Source organism: Actinomadura chokoriensis, assembly GCF_041463665.1.
Lineage (GTDB): Bacteria > Actinomycetota > Actinomycetes > Streptosporangiales > Streptosporangiaceae > Spirillospora > Spirillospora chokoriensis_A.
In genome coordinates this window covers 707,419-723,171 of record NZ_JAXCEJ010000001.1, presented here as the reverse complement: position 1 = coordinate 723,171, position 15,753 = coordinate 707,419, and the positions used below count along the sequence as shown (strand labels likewise).

Annotated in this window: 10 protein-coding genes, 1 tRNA gene and 2 pseudogenes; 4 read left to right on the top strand and 9 right to left on the bottom strand. The window is 69.0% G+C overall.

The annotated features are described in order from the left end of the window. The first annotated feature begins 160 nt into the window (after positions 1 to 160). Entirely contained in the window at positions 161 to 727 is a 567-nt protein-coding gene (locus SM418_RS03400) for a hypothetical protein (protein ID WP_371938358.1), read from the top strand. Between the two features lie 90 nt (positions 728 to 817). Next, entirely contained in the window at positions 818 to 2,341 is a 1,524-nt protein-coding gene (locus tag SM418_RS03395; protein WP_371938359.1) for an ISKra4 family transposase, read from the top strand. Between the two features lie 99 nt (positions 2,342 to 2,440). Here the strand turns inward: SM418_RS03395 and dxs are convergent. The 4 genes and pseudogenes from dxs to SM418_RS03375 form a co-directional block, all read right to left on the bottom strand. After that, positions 2,441 to 4,366, bottom strand: a pseudogene (dxs, locus tag SM418_RS03390) (1-deoxy-D-xylulose-5-phosphate synthase). A gap of 609 nt (positions 4,367 to 4,975) precedes the next feature. After that, a complete protein-coding gene (locus SM418_RS03385) occupies positions 4,976 to 6,232 on the bottom strand; it encodes a chloride channel protein (RefSeq protein WP_207946063.1) in 1,257 nt (418 codons plus the stop codon). 578 nt (positions 6,233 to 6,810) lie between these two features. Beyond that, positions 6,811 to 7,334: pseudogene (locus tag SM418_RS03380) on the bottom strand (transposase). A 91-nt stretch (positions 7,335 to 7,425) separates the two neighbouring features. Continuing rightward, complete coding sequence (locus tag SM418_RS03375) at positions 7,426 to 7,758, bottom strand: hypothetical protein (protein WP_371938360.1); 333 nt, start codon at positions 7,756 to 7,758, stop codon at positions 7,426 to 7,428. A 205-nt stretch (positions 7,759 to 7,963) separates the two neighbouring features. On the opposite strand from SM418_RS03375, the gene SM418_RS03370 reads away from it, so the two are divergent. Beyond that, on the top strand, positions 7,964 to 8,737 hold the full coding sequence (locus SM418_RS03370; protein WP_371938361.1) for a transposase family protein: 774 nt from the start codon (positions 7,964 to 7,966) through the stop codon (positions 8,735 to 8,737). 2,104 nt (positions 8,738 to 10,841) lie between these two features. Here SM418_RS03370 and SM418_RS03365 read toward each other — a convergent pair. From SM418_RS03365 to nagA, 4 genes are all read right to left on the bottom strand, one after another. Continuing rightward, positions 10,842 to 10,918 (bottom strand) — tRNA-Ala (locus SM418_RS03365). A 47-nt stretch (positions 10,919 to 10,965) separates the two neighbouring features. Continuing rightward, a complete protein-coding gene (locus SM418_RS03360) occupies positions 10,966 to 11,490 on the bottom strand; it encodes a SepX/GlpR family protein (protein WP_371938362.1) in 525 nt (174 codons plus the stop codon). A 215-nt stretch (positions 11,491 to 11,705) separates the two neighbouring features. Continuing rightward, positions 11,706 to 12,335 (bottom strand): GNAT family N-acetyltransferase, encoded by a 630-nt coding sequence (locus tag SM418_RS03355; protein ID WP_371938363.1) that lies wholly within the window; start codon positions 12,333 to 12,335, stop codon positions 11,706 to 11,708. A 36-nt stretch (positions 12,336 to 12,371) separates the two neighbouring features. Beyond that, the gene (nagA, locus tag SM418_RS03350; protein WP_371938364.1) at positions 12,372 to 13,529 is read right to left on the bottom strand and encodes an N-acetylglucosamine-6-phosphate deacetylase; all 1,158 of its coding nucleotides are present in this window, start codon (positions 13,527 to 13,529) and stop codon (positions 12,372 to 12,374) included. A gap of 94 nt (positions 13,530 to 13,623) precedes the next feature. On the opposite strand from nagA, the gene SM418_RS03345 reads away from it, so the two are divergent. Beyond that, entirely contained in the window at positions 13,624 to 14,457 is an 834-nt protein-coding gene (locus SM418_RS03345; protein ID WP_371938365.1) for a DeoR/GlpR family DNA-binding transcription regulator, read from the top strand. 19 nt (positions 14,458 to 14,476) lie between these two features. Here SM418_RS03345 and SM418_RS03340 read toward each other — a convergent pair whose 3' ends face one another. Beyond that, positions 14,477 to 15,595 carry a class I tRNA ligase family protein gene (locus SM418_RS03340; RefSeq protein WP_371938366.1) on the bottom strand — a complete coding sequence of 373 codons (1,119 nt, stop codon included), beginning with the start codon at positions 15,593 to 15,595 and terminating at the stop codon, positions 14,477 to 14,479. Positions 15,596 to 15,753: the final 158 nt, after the last annotated feature.

Here is a 15,753-nt window from a genome sequence, read left to right as displayed (position 1 = left end):
CTCGACCACGGCCACCGGACCGCGCTTCTCGTCGGGCTCGGCCACCACGGCCTCCGTCTTCACTTCAGTCATCATCAGGTGTCACTCCTTGATCAGGAGTTACACCGAAAACCGTACAGTCCCTTTACCGTGGGTGTAGGCGTGGTGAGGCGGTGCGGCGATGGGTTCGTTGCTGGATGAGCTGGCGCGGCGTGAGGCCGGGGTCCGGCAGCGGATCGAGGAGATCCGTGAGCAGATCGCCGGGTTGGAGTCACGGCTGGAAGCCGAGGAAGACCGGCTGTCGCGGCTGTTGATCACGCGGGAGACGGTGGAGGAGATCCTGGGCGGGGCCGTCCCGCCGGTGCCGGCGCCCGCGGGTGAGGGCCGGCCCGTCGAACCGGTCGAACCGGTCGAACCTGTGGACGCGCCGTCGTTGGTGCGTGGTGTGGTGACGGTGCCGCCGTGGCGGCCGGGCATGTCGGCGCAGGTGTTGCCGCAGGCGTACCGGGACGCGGTGGAGATCATGGCCGATGCCGGTGGGGCGATGCGGGCCGGGCAGATCCTGGCGGCGATGGGCGTGGCGGACGAGGCGGCCAAGCGGGAGGGGCTGCGCGCCAAGCTGAAGCGGCTGGTGGAGCGGGGGTGGGCGGCCGAGGACGGGCCGGGGTTGTTCACGGTGATCGCACCGGTGGCCGATGATCTGGCCGGTGGGACCGGCCTGGGGGCCGGTGGGGGCATCGCGTCCTGACCGGGCGGGTGATTGCGGTGGGCTCTTCTCCCGGTCAGGTTCGAAGGTGCCAACCAGATCGCGACCCGCGCCGGGAAGAAGAGCCCTGTGATGGCACCGTACGACACGGCCGTCACCGCTGACTGCTTTGCGCAGGCGCGGAAGACCTTCAACTGTCTGATCGGACAGCTCACCGGCCCATCAGCCGGGTCGCTGACGCATGACCACCTGGAGGAACTGCTTGTCGAACAGGGCCGTGAGCTGCAACGACAGCTCCTGCAGGCGCACCTTGATCTGCGAGCACAGCGGGAGCGGCAGGCCGTGTCACACGCTCGCGCACAGGGCGCCGGTGTGGTCGGGGCCGACGGGGTGGTGCGGCGCCGGGTGGAGAGCGGGCATCACCGGTTGCTGGCCACCGTGTTCGGGACGGTGAGGGTCACCCGGTGCGCCTGGCGCGCCCCCAGCGTCGGCAACCTGTATCCGGCCGATGCGGCGCTGTCGCTGCCCGGCCGTCGGCACTCGGCAGGGCTGGCCCGCCTGGCGGTGGCCGAGGCGGTGCGCGGCTCGTTCGACACCGCCCACGCGGCGATCACCGCACGCTGCGGGACGGTGATCGGCAAACGGCAGATCGAAGAGGTGATCGTCGCCTGCGCCCAAGATATCGACGCGTTCTACGCCGAGCAGACACCGGTGCCGCGCACCGGTGAGGAACTGCTGGTGCTCAGCTTCGACGGCAAGGGCATCGCGATGCGCCCCGACGCGCTGCGCCCGGCCACACGCAAGGCCGCAGCCCTGGCCAAGCGAACGTTCCGGACCCGGCTGGCCGGCGGGGAGAAACCGGCCCGCAAACGGATGGCCACGTTGGGGGTGGTCTATGACGCCGAGCCCGCACCGCGCCGCCCGCATGATGTGATCGCCGTCCCCGGCGGACGGCACGGGACCCGGCCACCGCGGCCCGGACCATCCGCGATGCGCAAATGGCTGTGCGGGTCGGTGATCGACGACCCCGACACCGTGATCGGCAAGGTCTTCGACCACGCCCAGGCCCGCGACCCCGCCCGCGCCCGGCCCTGGGTCGTGCTGGTCGACGGCGCCCGCCACCAACTCGACCTCATCAAAGCCCAAGCCGCCCGCCGCGGCATCACCCTCCACATCGTGATCGACTTCATCCACGTCCTGGAGAAGCTCTGGGCGGCGGCCTGGAACCTGCACGCCCCCACCGACCCGGCCGCCGAGGACCGCGTCGCCACCTGGGCGCTGGCCCTGCTGGCCGGGCAGGTCCACCAGGTCATCACCGACCTGGAACACCACGCCGACACGCTGTCCGCCCACCGGCGACACGGCATCGACACCGCCATCGGCTACCTCACCAACAACGCCGGCCACCTCCGCTACGACCACGCCCTCGCCCACGGGTGGCCCATCGCCACCGGGGTGATCGAAGGCGCCTGCCGCCACCTGATCGCCGACAGATTCAACCTCGCAGGAGCAAGATGGGGCCTGGCCGGAGCCGAGGCGATGCTCAAGCTCCGAGCCCTCAACACCAACCACGACCTCGACCGCTACTGGGCCTACCACCTACGCCGTGAACACGAACGCACCCACGACCAGCACGAATACGCACTCACCGCCTGACCGGCACGCTCACTCAAAAAGAGCTACACCCTTCTGCGATGGCCACAAGCAAGGCAAGCTAAAACAAAACGTCCACCACGCCGTCCACGGGATATCGGGCTAGGCCCGATTGTGGTCGTCCTTGCGGACGCTATCGGTCGACGGCGCGGTGGCGACCCACCATTCCACGATGCGTCGCCCGATCGTCTGGGCGTTCAGGCCCGCCCACGTCCGGACGTCGGCGGCGCTTCCGTGGTCGGGGAAGGACGCCGGGATGCCGATCTGCCGGACGGGCACGTCGACGCCTGCGGTTGCGAGCCGCTGAGCGACCCGCGCGCCCGCGCCTCCGTCGAGCACACCGTCCTCGACGGTGACCACCAGCCGCGCGGCTCCCGCGAGGCCCACCAGTGCTTCCGGCACTGGCTTGACCCAGCGCGGGTCGACCACCCGGACCGTGTATCCCGCCTGATGAGCGGCGGTGGTCGCCTCGATGACGTCGGCGGCGGTGGCCCCGATCGCGACGACCAGCGCGTCCACGCCACCATCAGTGTCCGGCTCAGCCAACACGTCCACCCCATCGACACTGCGGATCGCCGGGAGCGCGGGACTCATAGGTGTCTTGGGGAACCGCACCACCGTGGGCCCGTCAGCACAGCCGACGGCCTCGTTCAACATGGCCCGCAGCGTCGCCTCGTCGCGCGGCGCCGCGACCTTCGAGCCGGGGACGACACCGAGTACGGCCAAATCCCACATGCCATTGTGGCTGGGGCCGTCCTCGCCGGTGATGCCAGCGCGGTCCAACACGAACGTGACAGGCAGCCTGTGCAACGCGACGTCCATCAGCACCTGGTCGAAGGCCCGGTTCAGGAACGTCGCGTAGATCGCCACCACCGGCTGCAGGCCGCCGGTGGCCATTCCCGCGGCGGACGCGACGGCGTGCTGTTCGGCGATGCCCACGTCGTAGAAGCGGTCGGGGAAGCGGCGGGCGAACGCGCCCAGGCCGGTCGGTTCAGGCATCGCCGCGGTGATCGCCACGACGTCGGCGCGCTCATCGCCGAGCCGCACCAGTTCCTCGCTGAACACACTCGTCCACGTGCGGCCGGTCTTGGGCAGGGCCGCGCCGGTGTCGGGGTCGATGGGCTTCCACTGATGCAACTGATCGGTCTCATCGTTCTCGGCCGGCGGGTAGCCGAAGCCCTTGCGGGTGACGGCATGGACGATCAGCGGTCCACCGAAGTCGCGGCCAGGGTGAGGGCGTGCTCCAGGGCGGCGATGTCGTGGCCGTCGACGGGGCCGAGGTACTTCAGACCGAGGTCCTCGAACAGGCCCTGCGGTGTGAGCAGGTCCTTCAGGCCCCGCTTGGTGCCGTGCAGCGCGTTGTACAGCGGCGATCCGACGACCGGCGTACGGCCGAGGGTGTTCTTCACCACCCGCAGCGCCTGCTCGTACCCGGGATGGAGCCGCAGCCTAGACAACCGGTCGGCCAGCCCGCCGACGGTCGGGTCGTACGAGCGCCCGTTGTCGTTCACGACGATGACCACTGGACGGTCGGCACCGGCGATGTTGTTCAACGCCTCCCACGCCATGCCACCGGTGAGCGCGCCGTCGCCGACGACCGCCGTCACGGGCCGGCGGTCGCCGCGCACCTCGAACGCCTTGGCCATGCCGTCGGCATGGGACAGGGCGGTGGTGGCGTGAGAGTTCTCGATCCAGTCATGCTCGCTCTCAGCACGGCTCGGATAGCCGGACAGGCCGCCGGTCTGCCGGAGGCGTCGGCATCCGCCCGGCCCGACCGGTCAGAATCTTGTGCACATAGGCCTGGTGGCCGACATCCCACAGAATCGGCTCGGTCGGGCTGTCGAACACACGGTGCAACGCGATCGTGAGTTCGACGACGCCCAGATTCGGCCCCAGATGGCCCGTCCCCAACGTGGACGCGGTCCGCACGAGAAGATCACGGATCTCCGCTGCCAAACTCTCAAGCTCTGTGACGCTGAGGCACTCCAGATCCTTCGGCCCGCCAACGCGAGTCAAGATCGAACCCATGGGCCGAGCCTAGGTGCCACCACCCTGCCAGACCAGAATCCCTCGCCCCTTTGTTGATCAAAATCGTCCCAGCGCGGGCACACGAGTTGAACCGTGACCTGCTTTCCGGCTCCTGCGCGATGCAGCGGGCTGCGGCGCCCGACCGCCACGCCTCAGCGAGCGGCGGCATTCCGGTGCCCGAGCGCCCCCGCATGTGTCCTTGGCGGGACCGTCCTGGACCACGCGCAGGGATGCTGTGGTTTCGGGAGAAGCCGACAATGAGTGCTGGTGGTCGGGGTGTCGATCGCGGTGCTGGTCGCCGGAGTGCGGCTCGGGCAGCGCCTCAAGGACCGGTTCGGGTCCTGGACCGCCTCGGTCATCGCCGGCTGGCCTGCGTGATCGTGCTCGGCGCGGTCATGTAGCTGCCGCCCTCGCTCGGCGAGCTGTCGGCCGACGTCCGCCAGTACGGCCATCACGCGACCGAGACGCCGCTGCCGCGGAAGGACCCACGAGGCCGGATCGTCAGAGAGCGGCATGGAACCGGCGACCGCCCGAGCGCCCGTCTCACGGCATAGGCCGGTTTTGAGCGCGGACCGCATCACAGTGTTCGGGGGAAGCGCACATTGTGGTTCAACGTCCTGTGCCGTGTGGCCCCGCCGCCGGGTCTCGCATTCGTTGGCGCAGAGTGTCGTAGATCGGCGGCCCGTTGAGCAGTGTCGTGCTGATCAGCGCGGCCATGGCGGCCAGCAGCATCGGGACGATCAGCGACGTCGTCGCTGTCATTTCGACGATCAGCACGACGCCGGTCAGGGGCGCCCTCACGACAGCCGTGAAGAACGTGGACATGCCGACGATGGCGCCTGCGGTGGACGCCATGCCGAGTGACGGCAGGACGGCGTGCAAGGATCCGGCGAACAGCGAACCCGCCGCGGCGCCGACGAGCAGCAGGGGCGCGAACAGCCCGCCCGGCGTACCCGCCGAGTAGCACAGCGGCCCCAGGAACCAGCGTATGACCAGCACGATCCCCAGATATCCCAGAGCGTTCCCACCGGCGAGGACGTCCTGACCCAGCGATTCGCCACCGCCGATCAGTTCTGGAGCGCCGATACCGATCAATCCGACGACCCCGCCGATGAGGGCGGCCTTCGCCTCCGGGGCAAGGCCGCGCAAGCCTTCCACACCGTTCAGCAGAAGGATGGTCAGCCGGTTGTAGGCCACTCCTGCCGCGCCCAGCAGCAGGCCGAGCACCACATACGCGGGGAGCGTCCGCAGTGGTTCCATCGGGACCCGCCCGACGGAGAACACCGGCCGGGTGCCGATGACGAGCGATGAGGCGGCGATCGCCGCCGCCACGGCGGCGACGGTCGTGAGGACCAGCCGAACACGGAAGGCATGAGCGACCTCTTCGAACACAAACAGCGCCCCGCCCACGGGTGCGCTGAACGCCACCGCCAGTCCCGCTCCGGCGGTCGCGGCCGTGAGCACGCGCACCTCGGGCGGGCTGAGCCGGGCACGGCGTGCCAGTTCAGCGCCGAGCGATGCGCCCATCTGCACGGTAGGGCCCTCCCGGCCCAGCGCCATGCCCGCGCCGATGGACAACAGCCCGCCGACGAACTTGGCCGGAAGGAGGGCGATGCGAACCGGCCTGACCGTTGTCCGTAGTTCCGCCTCGACCCGCTGGACGCCACTGCCGGAGGACTCCGGAACCCGGCGGACGATCAGCCGGGCCAGCGCCACAGCGGCGACCGCGACCAGGACCGGAACCACCCAGCGCCACAAGGACCCGAGCCGGGCCCACGCGAACAGCTGGTCACGGTAGTCATCGGCCAGGACCAGGGATCGGCGGAAGGCGCCCCCGACCAGCCCGGCGAGGACGCCACCGGACACGGCGAGAGCCGTGACGCGCCACACACGTCCCGCACTTGGCCGATCCGCGCCGTCCCACCCGCCAGGTGGAAGGGACGGACCGGAAGGACCGCCCACGCCGACGCCCACACCGTGGCTCGCTCCGCCGTCGGGCTGAGGCATCTGAGAACTCGCCCCGCTTTCCGATCTGGTGCCGCCACGCGAGTGCCGCGCCGTCTCCGTGGCAGAAGGCCGTGCAGATGAAATGCGACTCCTAGTAGTGGACCGGGGCGGCTCAGAGTTCCGAGCCGCCGATGTCATACACGCTCGGACCGATTACGCGCCTATATCATCTGCACGAGCCGGTCTTCGACGGCTTTCGAGGAAGACCAGCGACACGGGACAACGGCGATGAATTCTTGTTACCCATTCTTGAAAAGAGCCTTACTCTGCGTTCACTCGTCCCCCGTGTACAATCCACAGCCCTTGCACGTCAACCGGCATTGAGAAGGAGTACCCGCAACGTACGGCGCCACGCCGACGCGATAATAAATTCTATCGGTCGATGGAGACAGATTTTGGCGTTTGACACCCGGGCATTACGTTGCAGTGAGCCTTTTTCATCCTCGGGTGGTTTCGTAGTTCTGTAGGACGGCGATGGCCTTGACGAGGTGGCCGGCCTTGCTGGGGCTGCAGCGGAGCTTGCGGAGGATTCGCCAGCTTTTGAGCTGGGCGTTTGCGCGTTCGCCGGGCCCGCGGAGCTTGGCGTGCGCGCGGTTGGCCTGCTTCTGGGACTCGGGCTTGTCGCGTCCCTTGTACGGGGTGAAGACGATGCGGGCCTCGGCGCCTTGATACCCCTTGTCGGCCTTCCGCAGCGCCGCCGTCAGCTTCGGTGACCGCGCCGACAGCAGCCCCACCACCTCTTCGACATACCTCCAGGCCGTGCTGGTCGATATCTCGAATCCGGCCCCGAGTTCGGTGAAGGTGTCGCCTTTGCGCAGGTGGACCAGCACCAGCAGGGCCTGCTGCCCGGGGTTGAGCAGCCGCCAGGCCGACCCGATCGCCTTGCGGGCCGACGGATCACGCCGGCCAGGTAGTTCAGCGTTGGACGCGACAAATCGACGGCGGCGCGGTAGAACAGCATGCAGAGCCCCTGGTTCGGACGCGGGGGTTGTGGTGATCAACCCGTCTACTAGGGGTTTCTTCACGCCACCCGCCGAACGCCCCCATCGCGATCATGCTGTGATCAGCGTCCGCCCAGCCGGATGAAAAAGGGTCAATCTAGCGCAGGCCTCAGACTGCTCACCCTGATGCTTGATAGTAAATGTGATCTCTTTAGCTCTTTCTACTTCACCTGCCCTGGCAAGCACCTCGACCAACTCGACCAACTCGACCAAGATCATTGACCTATAAGGCGAATCCTCCACACCGAGAGAAGCAGACTCGATTTGCTGCGCGATACGCTGAAGCCACTGAAAGTCAGCCAACCCGTAGACCACTCTTGACAAGTTCGCCAAAATTCGAGCGTGAAAGAAGGGAACGTCAACGGCCTCGATAATGGCGGCCACATCTATTGCTATCCGCCGAGCCTCTTCACTATTTCCACTCTTAATCATTAGCAGACCGATATCTATCAGTGACCCCTTTTCATCGTCAGGCGGGCTGGTTGATCACAGCGTGATCGCGAGTTGATGGATTCCCTGCAGATGCAGAGAATCCCCTGGTAGACGGGTTGATCACCACAACCCACACCGTCTCACCAGGAGCTTCTGCATGCTGTTTTACCGTGCCGCTGTGGATTTGTCGCGTCCGACGCTGAACTACGTGGCGGGGATCGTCCGCCGCCATCGGCGGGCGATCGGGTCGCGGTGGCGGCTGCTGGACCCCGGCCAGCAGGCTCTACTGGTGCTGGTGCACCTGCGCAAGGGTGAGACGTTTGCCGAGGCCGCCGCGGGTTTCGGGGTGTCGGTGGCCACCGCCTGGCGCTACGTCGAGAGGATCGTCTCGCTGCTGTCGGCGCGTTCCCCCAAGCTGTGGGCTGCGTTGCGCAAGGCCGGGACCGACGGGCTGACGCACCTGGTCCTGGACGGCACGCTGATTCACACCGACCGGGTCAAGGCCGACCGCCCCTACTTCTCCGGCAAGCATCGGGTGCACGGGATGAACGTGCAGGTGATCGCCGGCCCGGACGGGACGATCCTGTGGACCTCGGGGGCGATGCCCGGCAAGATCCACGACCTGACCGCCGCCCGTGTCCGGGGCATCCTGCGCGAGCTGGAGAAGGCGGGAATCCTCACCCTGGCCGACAAGGCCTACCAGGGAGCCGAGGCCTCGGTCGTCATCACGCCCTACAAGGGCAAGGACAAGCCCGAGTCGCAGAAGCAGGCCAACCGGGCACACGCCAAGCTCCGCGGCCCCGGCGAACGAGCGAACACCCAGCTCAAATCATGGCGAATCCTGCGGAAGCTGCGCTGCAGCCCCTGCAAGGCCGGCCACCTGGTCAAGGCCATCGCCGTTCTACAGAACCACGAGCTCACCCGAGGATGAAAAAGGGTCATTGTGTCGGCTCTTGCATGGAACGGGGAACCGTGTCGCGTTGCGTGAACTAATCGCTTTCGGGATGACGCTTCGGAATTACGACGCCATCCTGCTTGACCTGGCTCTGGTGGAACCAGAGGTAGTTATCGCGGCGGCCGGAGGGGCCTGGCTTGAGTAGTGTTTTTCGCATTTATGAGGTCGGCTCGGATGAAGTCTTGCGGATACGGCGCGCGCAAGTGCAGCGCAGGCCGAGTGTCGACTATTTCGGCAGGCGTATGGGCTGATATGTGACCACGGTCCGCCTGCCCGCGGAGGTGATCCGCTCGTCTCTCGACTGATTTTTCCGAGAATCAAATTGTTGCTCGGCGTATCTTGACGGGTAACTGGCATCGAGTGTTCTTCTTGTGATGAAGATCGTTCGTTTTTAGGCATATACCATTGGTGAGCTGACAAGTGCCCAAGGGGCCGCGAGGGTACGGAGCGACCGGCGCTTCGGGTGAGTCTGAGGTTCATGATGTGCGCGGCCTTGGCTAGCCAAGTCGTGTGGTGGCTGACGGTGCCAGGGGGCGCGTCCTTGAGTCTCAGGTCAGATTGACGTGTTGGACCTCGATGCATGCGGCCACTAAGGCGACGTGAATCTTCCTGAAGCTACAACTGCCGACTTTGCGTATGTGTGGGAGTCGGCTGTTGTAGAGCAGCCAGGTGCACAGAGCCGACCCGGTGCGGGACAGCCTCCAGGTGGCCACGGGAAAAACGGCTTTACATCCTGGCGGCTGGCCTGCGGCGCGGCGAGTTGCTCGGGCTGGGTTAAAGGACAACCCGCTCGTCGGCGGCCGACCTGGGTGGCGAGGGCGGCCCCCTCGACAGCGATCCATGCGACCGGTGCGCCGAGTCCGGTTCGAGCCGGCGACCCTCGAAGCCTTCCAGCCGCTGTAACGGTCTGGGGAGTTCTGAGATTCGTCTCGCCCACGATGCCGGATTCCAAGCGCAAGGTCCCGTTCTGTGCATCAGGGCTCTGTGCGAGCACCGGGTGAAGCAGGACGCCAGGCGAGCTGACGCCTGGGCGGAACTGGCAGGGTCACACGTGCACGTCTTCCCGTGCCGCCTCGGCGCGGCGATGGAGCCGGCCACGTTCCGCCGTAGCTCGGGCCGCATCCGCGTGGCGGCTGGCCTGGACGGCGTCCGCTTCCACGACATACGGCACACCCGCGTCGCACTGCTCTCAGACTTCGGTGTCTCGCCTTGCATCGTTCGGGAGATCGTCGGGCACAGCGGACATCGACTGACGATGGTCGAGAGGTCAAGCTGTGCAGCATCGATGACCACTCGCGGCTTATCGTGGGCGCTCACCTACTGCTGCGGACCTCCGCCCACGTGTCTGCGCGGCGCTCCCAGCGCCTGTCAGGCAAGCAACACACTCGGCTACGAATCCGCGGCCGCCGCTCGTGGTCGGCCGAAAGTCGACCACGAGGGCGCTGGTGCCGCTGACGGCCTTGACACCGCCTCGCCCTCCGTCGCTTTACCGGGCGAGGACGAGCGTCCCTTGGTGCCTCCAGCGGCCTCTGAGGGGCACCACCGGTTACTCCCATCACGGCCACGCGCCCCCCGTCCTCCATGCGCTCGGCCCCTGGGTACAGCCGCATACGGCTTTCACGCCCGAACGGTTACCAACCTGGCACTTTGGGTCGCACGTGACTGCGGTAGGCCGCCGCTGATAATCACCTTCTCGTCAAGCGCGCCGCTGATCTCCACCGGAGTCGGGAGATCGTCGAGAGGGAAGTGTGATCCCACGACGCGCCGACCGCGCCGGTTTGGATGCGGACATCACCTATGCGATGGGCTCACGGGTGTCGCGTGCATGGCAGCGCCGTTCCGTATAGGCGGCTGAGCTGCTCGGTGGGCGCTGCGCGGATGCGGCCTCAGGTAACGATCTTGCGCAAATCGATGGTGCGGGCTGCATCACGGGGCTGTGACGGCGCCAGTGTGGTGTGGGTGATGTTTCGGCGGCCGGGCGTGCCAGCTGGTGTTGCTCGGTCTTGGTGGCAACGTGGTGGCAGATGATCAGAGGCCGGTCTAGGATTTCTCCTGAACCGGCCTCTGACCTGGGTGTTCCTGGTGGAGCTGAGGGGATTTGAACCCCTGACCCCCTCGATGCGAACGAGGTGCGCTACCGGACTGCGCTACAGCCCCAAGGACTCCGTAAGGTTAGCAAACATCGAAGGGTGCTCGCGCACGGGTTACTCGCCGACTGCGCGGCGGTCGTCGGCGTACTGGTCGAAGACCTCGTCCAGGGGGACGAGTTCGATGACCTCGGCGGGTTCGGCGGCCTCGGCGGCGCGGCGGGCCTCCAGGGCGCGGGTGCGGGCCGCGGCGGCGCGGGCCTGGGCGGCGGCGCGGTGGCGGGCGGCGTCCATGCCCACGGCGACGCGGAGCAGCGCGACGTGGCCGGCGAGCAGCGCCGCCGGGGGCAGGGTCGCCCACCAGGGCGCGACGCCGGACGCGACGAGGGCGACGGCGGTGAGGACGAGGGCGGCCAGGCCCGTGGTGCGGCGGCGGCGCCGGGCGATGATGGCGGCGCGGGTGACCCGGCGGCGGGGTTCCGGGGACTCTTCCGGGACCTCCTCGGTCACCTCGTCCTCTTCCGGGCGCTTGTGGAGGAGGCGGGTGATTCCGGTCGCCTCGGTGTCGCGGCGCAGCCACATGGGCACGAGGACGACCGCCCAGACGGCGACGATGGCGAGGTACAGGACTGCGCTGCTCACCGCTCCCACCGTCCCAGGGCACGCTGAGAAGGCGGGCCGACTTTCGGCGCGCGAACGTGCAATGGGAGCAGGGTCACGCCACGCACGGTACGAGGGGGTGTCAGAGGTTGACGAGCATAAGGGGCGGTGTGTCGCGAGATCGATCTCGCCGTTACCCTCTGTTTGCCAAGGCTTCTCGAACGCAGGATTCTTACGGCGGAAAAGTCATGGGCGGCTCATGTGCGCCGGGGAAATGCCTGCCGGCGCTCGGCGAGCCAGCGTGCGCGCAGGCCACCGGGCACGTCCTCGACGGTGAGGGCGTAGCAGATGTGGTCGCGCCAGGCCCCGTCGATGTGCAGGTGGCGGCGGCGAATTCCCTCTTCCCGGAATCCGAGCTTTTCGACGACGCGGCGGCTCGCGGTGTTCTCCGGACGGATATTCGCCTCCAGTCGGTGGAGGCCGACGGTGAAGAAACAGTGGTCGACGGCGAGGGCGACCGCGGTGGGAATGACGCCGCGTCCGGCGACCTGCTTGTCGACCCAGTAGCCGATCTGCGCGGACCGGGCCGAACCCCAGACGATCGCGCCGATGGTGAGCTGCCCGGCGAAGCGGTCCTCGTAGGTCACGACCCAGGGCAGCGCGAGACCCTGGCGGGCCTCGCGGCGCATGGTGTGGACCATGCTGACGTACGGACCGAGTCCGCTCCGGAACAGCGGCGTCTCGGGGTTGGTGGGCTCCCACGGGCGGAGCCAGTCGGCGTTGCGGACCCGCAGCTCACGCCAGACGGCGGCGTCGCGGTGCCGCAGCGGGCGCAGGCCGACGGGACCTTCGGTCAGGGTGACCGGCCATCCCCGTAAACGTTCCACGGTTCCATGATTCCCTGGTCGGACGTCTGGACGCCATCAATTCTCGCTGAGAATTCGGGCACGCGGGACGATCGTGCCGCGTTTCATCACCCAGGTGACCTGGAGGTCGTCGTCCAGGACGGCCAGGTCGGCGTCCTTGCCGGGTTCGAGCGAGCCGGCGCGCGAGCCGATGCCGAGCGCGCGTGCCGGGGTGAGGGACGCGGCCCGGGCGGCGTCCTGGACGGGCAGGCCGGCGTCGGTGACGGCGCGGCGGAAGGCGTCCGCCATCGTGATCGTGCTGCCGGCGATGGACGTCCCGCCGGCGAGGGTGGCGCGGCCGCCGCGGACCTCGACGTCCATCGCGCCGAGGCGGTAGTCGCCGTCGCCCATCCCGGCGGCGGCCATGGCGTCGGTGATCAGCGCGACGCGGGGACCGGCGGCGGCGAACGCGAGGCGCGTCACGGCGGGCTCCACGTGGACGCCGTCGTTGATCAGCTCGACGGTGACCCGGGGGTCGTTCAGTGCGGCGGCGACCGGCCCGCCCTCGCGGTGGTGCAGCGGGCGCATGGCGTTGAACAGGTGCGTCGCGACGCGGGCGCCCGCGTCGAACGCGGCGCGCGCGGTGCCGCCGGCGGCCTCGGTGTGGCCGACGGCCGGGATGACGCCCGCGTCCGCGGCCTCCCGGACGAGGTCGAGGGCGCCCGGCAGCTCGGGCGCGAGCGTGATCATGCGGACGTGCCCGCGGCCGAGCCGGACGAGCCGGCGGAACTCGGCGGGGTCGGGGGCGCGCAGCAGCGCCGGGTCGTGGGCGCCGCAGCGGTCCCGGGCCAGGTAGGGGCCTTCGAGGTGGATGCCGGCGATCACGCCGTCCGCGGCGAGGTCGGCGAGGCCCGCGACGGTTTCGGCGAGTTCGCGCGGGGTGCCGGTGACGAGGCTGGCCATCGTGGTCGTGGTGCCGTGGGCCAGGTGGAAGGACGCGGCGCGGCGCGCCTGCTGGGGCCGCTGGTAGGACGCGCCCGCTCCGCCGTGGACGTGCATGTCCACGAATCCGGGGACGACGTACCGTCCGCCGAGGTCGATCTGCTCGCCCACCGCGAAGGTCGTGATTCTGCCGTCCGCGATGTGGAGGTCTCCGTGGCGGACGCCGTCCGGCAGCACGATCCGGGCGTTGGTGAGAATCGTTCCGGAGGCGGGCCCATCATCCGGTTTCGGCATGGAACCCTCCCGGTGCGCGCATGTGATCGTTGTTGATTGTTCCACGGCCGGAATGCGCAGGTAAGGCCAGGGGCGCGCAGGTTAGAATCTCCGGGTGACCTTCGCCCCGGACGCTCCCTCGCCCGCACGGAAGGGGGCCGGCGTGACCCGGCACGAGCGCTGGAACGCGCTGCTCGAACTGCTCGCGGACGCGGGCAGGCTGACGGTCGAGGAGGCGTCCCGGCGCATGGGGGTGTCGGCCGCGACGATCCGCCGCGACTTCGACCAGCTCGCCCAGCAGCAGATGCTGGCCCGCACCCGCGGCGGCGCGGTCGCGCAGAGCGTCAGCTACGACCTGCCGCTGCGCTACAAGGCGGCGCGGCACGCGTCGGAGAAGCAGCGGATAGCGGCGGCGACCGCCGAGCTGGCCAGGCCCGGGTCGATCATCGGGCTGAACGGCGGGACGACGACGTCCGAGGTCGCGAGGGTCCTCGCCACGCGCGCCGACCTGCACGCCGAGGGCGCGACGCCGGCGCTGACGATCGTGACGAACGCGCTGAACATCGGCAACGAGCTGGCCGTCCGGCCGCACGTGAAGATCGTTTTGACCGGCGGGGTGCCGCGGCCGCAGTCCTACGAGCTGACCGGGCCGCTCGCCACCGGGATCTTCGACCAGGTGACGCTGGACGTGGCGATCATCGGGGTGAACGGGGTGGACGCCCGGCACGGCGCGACCTGCCACAACGAGGGCGAGGCCGACGTGAACCGGCTGATGGCCGAGCGCGCCGAGCAGGTGGTCGTGGTGGCGGACGGCTCGAAGGTCGGGCACCGGGCGTTCGCCCGGATATGCGATGTCGCGGACATCGACGTCCTGGTGACGGACGGAACGGTGCCCGAGGCGGAGGTCGCCGCGTTCACCGAGGCCGGCGTCCGCGTGATCACCGCGTAGCGCGGCTTCGCGCGCAGGGTCAGTCGAGCGCGAGCACGTGCAGGGCCAGGCGGGCGGCGCCTCCGCCCTCCTGGTCCGCGATGGCGAGTGCGGTGCGCACGTCGAGGTCGTCCAGGAGCGCTTCGGTCACGGCCGCTTCCGCGGTGGGGGACGAGTCGCGGCGTCCGGCGGCGGCGTGGAGCCGGTCGAGGCGGTCGGCGGCGCGGTCGAGGACGTCTGGGGCGTAGTCCCAGGGGTCCTGCCAGGGTTCGGCGACGAGCATGAGCCGGACGGCGGTGGCCGGGTGGCCCGGGACCAGGTCGGAGACCAGGACCAGGTTGCCGGTCGACTTGGCCATCTTCTCGCCGTCCCGGCGGACCATGCCCACGTGCAGCCAGGCCCGGGAGAAGGGGCGTACGCCGGTCAGCGCCTCGGCCATGGCGGACTCGTAGGCGTGGTGCGGGAAGCGCAGGTCGGTGCCGCCGGCGTGCAGGTCGAGTGCCGGACCGAAGGTCGTCATGGCCATCGCGGCGCATTCGGCGTGCCAGCCGGGACGGCCGGGGCCCCACGGGCTCGGCCAGGCGGGCTCGCCCGCGCGGGACGGCCGCCAGAGGGCGACGTCGAAAGGATGCTCCTTGCCGGGATCGTCGGGTTCGTCGCCGTACTCGGCCAGCAGGGCGCGGGCCTGCCCGTCGTCGAGCCCGGCCCGCCCGGGGACGGCGGCGCCGCGGAAGCGGACCGCGCCGTCCTGGAGGTAGGCGTCGCCGGAGGTGAGGAGCCCCTGCGCGAGGGCGATGACCTCGCGCACGTGGTTGTGCGCGCGCGGCTGGTGGTCGACGGCGTGGACGCGGAGGGTGTCGAGGTCGCGTTCGAAGTAGTACTGCTGGACGGCGGCGAAGCTGTCGTAGGGGCTGCCGGCGCGGTGCGCGGCCTGGTTCAGCACGTCGTCGACGTCGGTGACGTTGCGGCAGACGCGCACGTCCCCGCCCGCGTGCCGCAGGACGCGGGCGGCGACGTCGGCCCAGACGAAGGTGCGGGCGTGGCCGAGGTGGGTGGCGTCGTACGGGGTGATCCCGCAGACGTACATCCGGGCGGGACCGGCGACCGGCAGGGGACGCCCGCCGATCCGGAGGGTGCGGTCGGGTGCGTTGAGGTTCACGGGATCGCCGTTCCTCCCGGTGGTCGGTGAGCCGAAGGGACCGTGTTTGGTCCGGTTCCCTCCCAGTGTGCGAAGGATGCGGTAAAGATGGCACCTTCCACGGTCCTTCCCTTTTCGTCCCGGATCGGGACGAAGGTCCCGGCGGCAGGGGACCTTGG

Coding starts and splice junctions, on each gene's coding strand:
- SM418_RS03400 (WP_371938358.1), top strand. CDS start 161: ATGGGTTCGTTGCTGGATGAGCTGGCGCGGCGTGAGGCCGGGGTCCGG.
- SM418_RS03395 (WP_371938359.1), top strand. CDS start 818: ATGGCACCGTACGACACGGCCGTCACCGCTGACTGCTTTGCGCAGGCG.
- SM418_RS03370 (WP_371938361.1), top strand. CDS start 7,964: ATGCTGTTTTACCGTGCCGCTGTGGATTTGTCGCGTCCGACGCTGAAC.
- nagA (WP_371938364.1), bottom strand. CDS start 13,529: ATGCCGAAACCGGATGATGGGCCCGCCTCCGGAACGATTCTCACCAAC.